We start from the raw sequence: 2,267 nt of genomic DNA on the forward strand, positions 1-2,267 counted from the left end.
GGCACAAGGTCTTTTACCCTTTCCCATTGCTCGTTTGTCAACTCCATGAGAAACCAACATATTAACTCAAGCTGGGATTCCCATTTTTGAGATAGCCTCTATTCTAAATACAGGTACTCTTTCGTGATGATTTCTTTAGTTGATACTACCACTAACGGCTCGTGTAAGCGGCGGCGAAGGCCGTCGGCCGAGGTGCCGTTTACACCATGTTGGCTGAAGGACTTTTTATGTACTCTCTTCTATTCTATAATAAAGGGAGCAAATCTTTTTGTCTTGACTGGCCTTTTAGGTTTGTAATCGCAGTCCCAAATCCATTTTGGCATGGCAGAGATAACTCTCTTTACTTCATTGTCAATCTCATCAACAAGTCCTTCAACTATCTTTACATCTCCAACTTCGCCTTTTTCATTGATAGTGAAGCTGGCAAGGACTTTCCCACTGATACTATCATCTTTAACATTATCGGCTAATTGGAAGCTATCAACAAAATATTTTACTAATGCTTTATCACCTCCTTTAAACTTGATGCAGAATTCAGAGTCGTCAAAATACACTTTTGAGCTGTCGCTGTAATCCAACTGAATGTTTTTATCTAAATCTCTTAGATGTGCTGTATCATAGGTAATGTTGTGCTTGAAAGTAACCTTCTTCTGGCAGTATCCAGAAAGTGGGGCTGTAGCCATTAAAATTAGAAAGGCTATTACTTTCATTTTCTTGCTCAAAATTGTAGTTCTTTATTTAGTCTTTCAGCCAACGGATAGTACATAAGGCGGACGAGGCGTAGCCGAAGTATAACTTATGTGCCGTGTTGGTGGAAGAAGTTCTACAAAGACGTTACGATGAAATAAATCCCGAACGTTATGCCAAGTATAGCTCCTGAAATTAGCTTAACATTTCCATAAGTAAGCCACTCCCTGTCCTNGACTATTGATAACAACCTGGTATTCCTTAACTACATTCTCTACATACTTTTCAATTGCTTCTTGTGTCTTATCGTTATCTGTGATGTAATCAAGAATCATTTCGTATGCCATCAATGACCTTGGCATTGAGAAAACCAGCCTTTCAGTTGCTGAAAGTGTTCTGCCGAGCTTTTCTTCCAAGGCTTTTAGAATGGCAGCAGTAAAGTTTTTATCTAACTCGTCCAAGGGCTTTTCTATAATTTCTTTTACCACCAACGTGTTCGTGCATAATGTGGGCAAGGTATAACCGCAGCCTAAATTATGAACTTTGTTGGTTTAAGCTTTTATTACTTTTTCTCAATTGTCACAGGAACTGTGTAAGTTACAAACCTGCTCATAACATCAACGTCCTTGTTCCTTTCTATTTTTATACCTTTTGCAAGTTGCTTTAGAAAAGGATAAAGCTCTTTTAGCCTCTCTGGGTAGGTGTCTACTTTATCGAAGTCATCGCTGTACATGTAATCTAAGTATGGACTACCGTCTGCATTGTTTTTCAACATGGTTCGCAGCACATAAACATCCTGCACTTTGTTTGTCATTGTGTCAATGGAAATCTGCATGAAAACTCTTCCATAGATTTTTTTATCTTTTAATGTATTAGGAAGACTTACAGGTTCGAACAACTTCCCATTGTTCAAAATATAAGGGTCAGCAGGAAAGTAACATATTATTTTATCTTCCTTTTCAGACAAAGGAGATGATTGAGCTAATCCTGAAGTAAGAATAACCAACTGCATCAGTACAACAAGGAAAGCTCTTTTCTTTTTCATGATTCAAGTTAAAACCAACGGCTCGTACATGAGGAGAGCGAGGCATCAGCCGAAGCTTTGCTCATGTGCTTGGTTAGCGTACGTAGTTCTTTTCATGCCTAAACTTATTGCAAAACCCACTAAGGTTTGCCAGAGCACAAACAGGATTTCTAAATTTTCTGCTGCCCCAGTTTTTCTGTCTGTAATAAAGTAGAATATAACAAAAGCAGTTATGCCAGCAACTCCAACTATACCTGCTGTTTCCAGTAAGTTAGAAAACTTCATGAAGATGCTAAACACTAAAAGAACAATAATTGCGGATATAAATCCTATTATTGATAACCCAACCAAGGGATGAAATGGCAATAAGATTAATAGTGAAGACAATGGCAACAGAGTCATCCAGCACATTGTGCAAAGAAGAATTGTTGTTAGCGCTCTTTGAATTTTATTGTAAGCTCCCCCGTATTTTGAGCCATTTGAAAGTTGACTTTTCAATTTACAATTTCTTCCAATAAATCAACCGGAGCTCTGAAGTTGAGGGCCTGATGAGGCC

3 protein-coding genes are annotated in these 2,267 nt (G+C 38.3%); all 3 read right to left on the bottom strand.

Going from position 1 to position 2,267, the window contains the following annotated elements:
• Window positions 1-239 precede the first annotated feature (239 nt).
• The 3 genes from ACYVB1_RS06220 to ACYVB1_RS06230 all read right to left on the bottom strand — a co-directional run bounded on the left by ACYVB1_RS06220 (window position 240) and on the right by ACYVB1_RS06230 (window position 2,209).
• Complete coding sequence (locus tag ACYVB1_RS06220) at window positions 240-710, bottom strand: energy transducer TonB (RefSeq protein WP_460921795.1); 471 nt, start codon at window positions 708-710, stop codon at window positions 240-242.
• A gap of 539 nt (window positions 711-1,249) precedes the next feature.
• Window positions 1,250-1,732, bottom strand: a complete 483-nt coding sequence (locus tag ACYVB1_RS06225; protein ID WP_460921797.1) for a hypothetical protein — start codon at window positions 1,730-1,732, stop codon at window positions 1,250-1,252.
• Window positions 1,733-1,777: 45 nt separating this feature from the next.
• Window positions 1,778-2,209, bottom strand: coding sequence for a hypothetical protein (locus ACYVB1_RS06230; RefSeq protein WP_460921799.1), 432 nt, complete (start codon window positions 2,207-2,209; stop codon window positions 1,778-1,780).
• Between the last annotated feature and the right edge of the window lie 58 nt (window positions 2,210-2,267).

The organism is Pontibacter brevis, from assembly GCF_054779655.1.